The sequence below is a fragment of the Nonomuraea glycinis genome (assembly GCF_014646515.1).
Taxonomy (GTDB): Bacteria; Actinomycetota; Actinomycetes; order Streptosporangiales; family Streptosporangiaceae; genus Nonomuraea; species Nonomuraea glycinis.
Genome location: NZ_BMNK01000019.1, coordinates 198,519 through 205,109, shown reverse-complemented (window position 1 = coordinate 205,109; position 6,591 = coordinate 198,519). Strand labels below are relative to the sequence as shown.

At 70.4% G+C, this 6,591-nt stretch carries 6 protein-coding genes; 2 read left to right on the top strand and 4 right to left on the bottom strand.

Annotated elements, in window-relative coordinates:
- Positions 1–431: 431 nt before the first annotated feature.
- Positions 432–1,019: an HAD family hydrolase gene (locus tag IEY87_RS38470; protein ID WP_225278017.1), complete on the bottom strand. Its 588-nt coding sequence runs from the start codon at positions 1,017–1,019 to the stop codon at positions 432–434.
- Between the two features lie 31 nt (positions 1,020–1,050).
- Here IEY87_RS38470 and IEY87_RS38465 point away from each other — a divergent pair, with 31 nt between their 5' ends.
- The gene (locus tag IEY87_RS38465) at positions 1,051–2,538 is read left to right on the top strand and encodes a glycosyltransferase family 39 protein (RefSeq protein WP_225278016.1); all 1,488 of its coding nucleotides are present in this window, start codon (positions 1,051–1,053) and stop codon (positions 2,536–2,538) included.
- Between the two features lie 215 nt (positions 2,539–2,753).
- Here IEY87_RS38465 and tyrS read toward each other — a convergent pair whose 3' ends face one another.
- Complete coding sequence (gene tyrS, locus IEY87_RS38460) at positions 2,754–4,019, bottom strand: tyrosine--tRNA ligase (RefSeq protein ID WP_189143767.1); 1,266 nt, start codon at positions 4,017–4,019, stop codon at positions 2,754–2,756.
- A gap of 84 nt (positions 4,020–4,103) precedes the next feature.
- Here tyrS and IEY87_RS38455 point away from each other — a divergent pair, with 84 nt between their 5' ends.
- A complete protein-coding gene (locus IEY87_RS38455; protein WP_189143766.1) occupies positions 4,104–4,505 on the top strand; it encodes a PH domain-containing protein in 402 nt (133 codons plus the stop codon).
- Here IEY87_RS38455 and IEY87_RS38450 read toward each other — a convergent pair.
- Positions 4,445–5,161 (bottom strand): DNA-3-methyladenine glycosylase, encoded by a 717-nt coding sequence (locus IEY87_RS38450; protein WP_189143765.1) that lies wholly within the window; start codon positions 5,159–5,161, stop codon positions 4,445–4,447. The genes IEY87_RS38455 and IEY87_RS38450 overlap by 61 nt on opposite strands.
- On the bottom strand, positions 5,143–6,540 hold the full coding sequence (gene argH, locus IEY87_RS38445; RefSeq protein ID WP_189143793.1) for an argininosuccinate lyase: 1,398 nt from the start codon (positions 6,538–6,540) through the stop codon (positions 5,143–5,145). Before argH ends, IEY87_RS38450 begins: the two co-directional genes overlap by 19 nt.
- Positions 6,541–6,591 lie beyond the last annotated feature (51 nt).

Sequence of the window (6,591 nt, the reverse complement as noted above, 5' to 3'; positions counted from 1 at the left end):
ATCATGCACTGGCTTTTAACACACTGTTGAGTTCTCAAGAAACGGACGCGTACATCCCCGCACAAACCCTTGATCAGGGCCGAGCGGCGGAGGCGCTCATTTCGTATTCTTAGCTTAATGGGCTTGCTTATTTCCTGTCAAATTCAGCGAACTTGCTGGAAATCGGCTGACCCATTTAGAATTCGGTGCCCCTTTTCTGAGGCAACCCTCGTAACTTACCGTGCCATCTTGCGCCTGTCGAATCAACCGGTTTTTCGGTGATCTGGAGACACCCGAGACGGCTCGTGCCTGAGCGCGATGAAGCGCCTCTGCCGAGTGGTCTGTTCTCAAGGGGCCGCTCTGGGGCCCGTCCGCCTGTCGGCGTCCGGCTCACTCCCGGGGCGAACTAAAAGCATAGGTCGCGATCCGCCAGGCGTCAAATCGCCACGACCTCAGGCGGTGCGCGTACGCACCTGCTCCGGCGAGGCGAAGAGCTCCGCCGACATCCCCGCCGCGCGCGCCGCGACCACGTTGACCTCGTTGTCGTCGAAGAACAGCACGTCCCCCGTGGTCACACCCAGCCGCTCAGCACAGATCTCGTAGGCCCGCCGATCCGGCTTGGCCACGCCGATCCGGCACGAATAGGTGAGCGCGGTGAAGCGCCCCAGCCAGTCCCCGTGCCGCTCCTCCCAGATGGGCACCAGTTCCTCGATGATGTTGGAGAGCAGCCCGAGCGTCCGCCCGCGATCGGCGAGTTCGTGCACCACAGCCACCATCTCGGGATCGACGTGGCACCAGCTCTCCAGGTCGGCGTCGATCAGGGCCGGCACATCGGCGAATCGGGTGCCCAGCCGCTCGGCGACGTCAGCCCAGTACAGAGCGCTCTCCTGCCCGGCGTCATAGGCGGGCCTGCACGCCCAGTACGCCTCCCAGAACGGCTCTCCCCGCGCTCCCGCCAGATCGACGAGCTGCTGCTTCGCCTCATCCGTCTGCGTACGAGCGATAACGCCGTACAAATCGAACACGATTACTTCAGGCATGGCTTCGAGCTTATGCGCGTATTCTGCCCCGGTGACCAGTACCGCCACGCTTGCCCCACCCATCACCCCTGCCACACGTCCGTCCAGGTCAAGCCCATGGTGGGCGGGTCTGGCGGCCGGGGCGGTGGCGTTCAGCGGAACGGGCGCTTCCACCCTCAACGGGGACGAGATCGCCACGATCAGCGCGGCCACCCGGTCACTGTCCGGTCTGTGGGAGCTCGCGCAGCACATCGACGGTCACTTCCTGCCCTATTACGTGTTCATCCACTTCTGGGCGATGGTCAGCACGGCGGAGCTGTGGTTGCGGCTGCCATCCGCGATCGCGATCGCGGTGGCCGCGGGGTTCCTGGTCGAGCTGGGCCGAAGGCTGCACAGCACGCGGGCGGGGCTGACAGCCGCCGCGCTGTTCGCCGTACTGCCCTCGGTGTCCTATTACGGGGCCTTCGCGAGGTCGTACTCCTTCGCCGCTGCGGCGGTGGTGGTCTCGTTCTGGGCGCTGCATCGGACCGTCGAGTCGCCCGCCGCGCGGCGCTGGGTGCTGTACGGGGTGAGTGTGGCGCTGGTGTGCTGCACGCACTTGTTCGCGGTGCTCGTCCTGCCCGCGCAGTTGCTGGCCGCCGGGGTTCTGCTGCCGCGCCGGACGCTGCTGCTGCGGATGCTGCCCGCTCTCGCCGTCGGCGGCGTGCCCGCCCTGATGCTGGGCTTGGTGGGGTACGGCGAGCGGCACGCGATCAGCTGGATCCCCCAGCGCGGTCCTGACGTGCTGCTGAAATTCCCGAAGATGGCGGCGGGCGCGACCGAGCCCGGGGTGCTGCTGTTCGCCGTGGCGCTGGCCGGGGCGGTGCTGCTGTGGCTCGCGTCGCGCGGTTCGCGCGCCGCCGGCCGGATCACCGTGGATCGGCCGTGGCTGGTGGCGCTGCTGGGCTGGCTGCTCCTGCCGCCGCTGCTGCTGCTCGCGGTCTCCCATCTGGTGACACCTGTGTACGTGGACCGCTACCTGTTCGTCACCGCCCCGGCGCTGGCGCTGCTGGCCGGGCTGGCGGTGGCAGGGCTGTTCCGTGGCCGCTCGGCGGTGGTGGCGTGCTGCGCGCTGGTGCTGGTCGCGGGCGCCGCCGGGGTGCCGCAGCAGTTGGAGGTACGGGAGGTCAACGGGCGCTTCGAGGACATCCCGTGGGCGGTGCGGAAGATCGACACCCGGCCGGGGGACGCGATCGTGTTCGGTCAGAGCGCGGTGCGGTCCAGGTTCGACTACTACGGTGACGACTCGATGCCCGACGACGTGCTGCGTGTGGGGTCGGCGCCGGAGCCCGACGGGTTCGGATACCCCGAGCGTGACGATGTGGCCGAGGCGCTGGCGGGGCGTGAGCGGGTGTGGGTCGTGTGGCGCGGCGCCAAGTCCGCCGGGCCTCGGTTCGACCGGGTCAAGGCGCTGCGCGGCGCCGGCTTCACGCAGGAGTCGGCGTGGCACTCGGCGGATCTGCCCGGCCTCACGGTCGCGCTCTACACCCGGCCCCAGTGAGTCGGCCGGCACGACAACGCCAAGCCGTTCCGGTGAGCTGAGACCGCCGACCAGATCCTTGATCGCATCTGCCGCTCCTGCGAGCGCATCTCATGGCGAGCCCCGGACAGCAAAGACGCCCGGCTGCACAGAGCACCCGCGACAGCGAGGCCCGTACACGAGAAATACAGACGGCAGCGGGCCCTCCCCTAGGGGAGGGCCCGCTCGCGTCAGGGTCAGCCGACCTCGACGCCGCCGATCGACTTCTTGCCGCGTCGCAGCACCATGAACCTGCCGTGCAGCAGGTCGTCGGCGGACGGCGTGTGGGTCTCGTCGGTGATCTTGACGTTGTTGAGGTAGGCGCCGCCCTCCTTGACCGCGCGGCGGGCCGCCGACTTCGACTCCACCAGGCCGCTGTCGGCCAGCAGGTCCACGAAGGTCGCGCCGAGCTCGGGCACGGTGGCCTTGGGCACCTCGGCGAGGGCGGCCGCCAGGGTCGAGGCCGGGAGCTCGCCGAGCGAGCCCTGGCCGAACAGCGCCTTGGACGCCGCGACCACCGCGGCCAGCTCGTCCGAGCCGTGCACCAGCGTGGTCAGGTCCTCGGCGAGGGTCCGCTGCGCCTCACGGGCGAAGGGCCGGTCGGCGACGGCCTTCTCCAGCACCTCGATCTCCTCCCGGTCGCGGAAGGTGAACACCTTGAGGAAGCGGACGACGTCGCGGTCGTCGGCGTTGAGCCAGTATTGGTAGAACGCGTACGGCGAGGTCAGCGCCGGGTCGAGCCAGACCGCGCCGCCCGCCGTCTTGCCGAACTTGGTGCCGTCCGCCTTGGTGATCAGGTGGCCGGTCAGGGCGTGCACGTGGGCGCCCTCCACCCGCCTGACCAGGTCGACCCCGGCGGTGATGTTGCCCCACTGGTCGCTGCCGCCGACCTGCAGGGTGCAGCCGTGGCGGCGGTAGAGCTCCAGGTAGTCGTTGGACTGCAGGATCTGGTAGCTGAACTCGGTGTAGCTGAGGCCGTCACCGCCGAGCCTGGCGGAGACCGCCTCGCGGGCCAGCATCCGGTTGACCGGGAAGTGCTTGCCGATGTCGCGCAGGAAGTCGATGGCCGACAGCTCGGCGGTCCAGTCGAGGTTGCTGACCAGCTCCGCCGCGTTGGGCGAGGACTCGAACGACAGGAACTTCTCCACCTGCACCCGGATCCTGGACACCCACTCGGCCACCACCTCAGAGGTGTTGAGCGCCCGCTCGGTGCTGCGGCCGCTGGGGTCGCCGATCAGGCCGGTGGCACCGCCGACCAGGCCGATCGGCCGGTGGCCGGCGCGCTGGAAGCGGGTCAGGATCAGCAGCGTGGCCAGATTGCCGACGTGCAGCGACGGCGCGGTGGGGTCGAAGCCCGCATAGACCGTGATCGGACCCTTCGACAGCGCCTCGCGCAGGGCGTCGATGTCGGTGGTCTGCGCGGTCACGTCGCGCCATTCGAGCTCATCGAGAATGTCGGTCACGGTGCTGGCTCTCTGATAGAGGTTGACTGGTTACAGCGTGCCCGATCGCGCCGGGTGACCGCTACTTGGATAGTCTCGGTCAGCATGTGGAAGGTCCGTCGCGAGCTGGCTGTTTTCAAGATCTTAGGGGCTCTGGCATGCGCCGGGCTCGCCGCCTACTGGTATGTGGACGGCGACGTGCGCGGGGTGATCCTGGCGGTGCCGGCCACCATGCTGGTGGGGGCGATGGGGGTGCGGGATCTGCTGGTGCCGGTGCGGCTGTCGGCGGACCCGAGCGGCATCACCGTGGTGCGCGGCTTCGCGGGCAGGCGGCACGTGCCGTGGGAGGCGATCGAGGACGTCAAAGTGGACGTGCGCAGAAGGTTCGGGCTGCGCAGCGAGATGCTGGAGATCGACACCGGCGACGACCTGCACATCTTCAGCCCTCACGATCTGGGCGCCTCCCCCACCGAGGTGGCCGCGGCGCTGCGCCGCCGTGGTGCGTGAGCCTTGTAGGGCGACACCGTCGGGTCGCCCTCGATCCAGAACCGCCAGGGCGTGTCCCTGGCCGTCGAGACCCCGGTCCGCGGTCCTGACCTGATCGCGGCGGGCTCCGGCGGGCGGCCTGCCAGCAGCACGACCGAGCCGGCGGGCAGGCCGGTCAGCGAGCCGTGGCCGTTCAGCGCCTGCGGGGAGCCCTCCCAGATGGCGTCGAGGCCGTTGTGCTCGCGCAGCAGCCCGAGCGCCACCGCCAGCCGGGCCGGGCCGCGGGCCAGATCCCGGTCGGGCAACGTCTGGCCGCCCGAGCGGCGGGCGCGGGCCACGGCGCCGCCCGCCACCACCTCGCCGGCCCGCATCAGCACTCCCGACCCGTGGCCCTCGGGCAGGCAGACGACGTTGGCGCAGAAGTGCATGCCGTAGGTGAAGTACACGTAGAGGTGGCCGGGCGGGCCGAACATGACCGCGTTGCGTGGCGTCTTGCCGCGGTAGGTGTGGGCCGCCGGATCCTCGCCCGGACCGCCGTACGCCTCGACCTCGGTGAGGCGTACGGCGACGTCGCCGTGCACGAGCACGCGCCCGAGCAGCTCGGGCGCGACCTCGTGCGACGGCCTGTCGAAGAAGGCGCGCGGCAGCGGCGCGGAGCTCAGGAGCCCGCCGCCCATGCCGCCTGGGCGTCGACGGCCTCGCCCAGCGCCACGAGCTGGTCGCGGACCCGGTCCGGGGCGGTGCCGCCGGGGGCCTTGCGCGCGGCCAGGGCGCCCGGCACGTTGAGCACGTCGCGGACGTCGGGCGTGAGGTGCGGTGAGACCTTGGCCAGCTCGTCGTCGGTGAGGTCGCCGAGGTCGGAGTCGTTGACCTGGCACCACACCACCAGGTGGCCGACGGCCTCGTGCGCCTCGCGGAACGGCACGCCGCGGCGCACCAGCAGCTCGGCCAGGTCGGTGGCCAGCGCGAAGCCGTCGGGCGCGGACTCCTGCATGCGGGCGGTGTTGACGCGCATGGTGGCGACCAGTCCGGCGACGGCGGGCAGCACCAGCAGCAGCGTGTCGACCGAGTCGAACACGGGCTCCTTGTCCTCCTGCAGGTCGCGGTTGTAGGTGAGCGGCAGGCCCTTGAGCGTGGTCAGCAGCGCCATGAGGTTGCCGATGAGGCGGCCGGACTTGCCGCGGGCCAGCTCGGCCACGTCCGGGTTCTTCTTCTGCGGCATGATCGACGAGCCGGTGGAGTAGGCGTCGTCCATCTCGATCCAGCGGAACTCCTGCGAGGCCCAGAGCACGATCTCCTCGCCCAGCCGCGACAGGTGCATGCCGATCATGGCCGCGGCGAACAGGAACTCGGCCGCGAAGTCACGGTCGGAGACCGCGTCCATCGAGTTGGCCGCCGGCGCCGAGAAGCCGAGCTCCTCGGCCACGGCCTGCGGGTCGAGCGGCAGCGACGAGCCGGCCAGCGCGCCCGCGCCGAGCGGCGAGATGGCCGCGCGCTTGTCCCAGTCGGTGAGCCGGTCGATGTCGCGGGTGAAGGCGTGCACGTGCGCGAGCAGCTGGTGGCCGAAGGAGACCGGCTGCGCGTGCTGCAGGTGCGTCATGCCGGGCGCGGCGGTCTCGGCGTGCTGCTCGGCCTGGGCCATCAGCGCCGTTTCCAGCTCGACCAGGCGGGAGACGATCGTGCGGGCGTGGTCGCGGAGGTAGAGGCGCAGGTCCGTGGCGATCTGGTCGTTACGGCTGCGGCCGGCGCGCAGCTTGCCGCCGAGCGAGCCGAGCCGCTCCAGCAGGCCGCGCTCCAGTGCGGTGTGCACGTCCTCGTCGGCGACCGTCGGCCGGAACTCGCCCGCCTTGCAGGCGCGCTCCAGGTCGTCGAGCGCGCCGATCATGCGCTCGAGCTCGCCGCCGTCCAGCAGCCCCGCCCTGTGCAGCACGCGGGCGTGCGCCCTGGACGCGGCCAGGTCGTACGGCACCAGCCGCCAGTCGAAGTGCACGCTCACCGATAGCCGGGCCAGCGCGTCGGACGGGCCGCTCTCGAAGCGTCCGCCCCACAGCCGCATCGGCTTGCCATCACTCACCAGTGTCTCCTCAAACTTCCCCACGACGTCCTC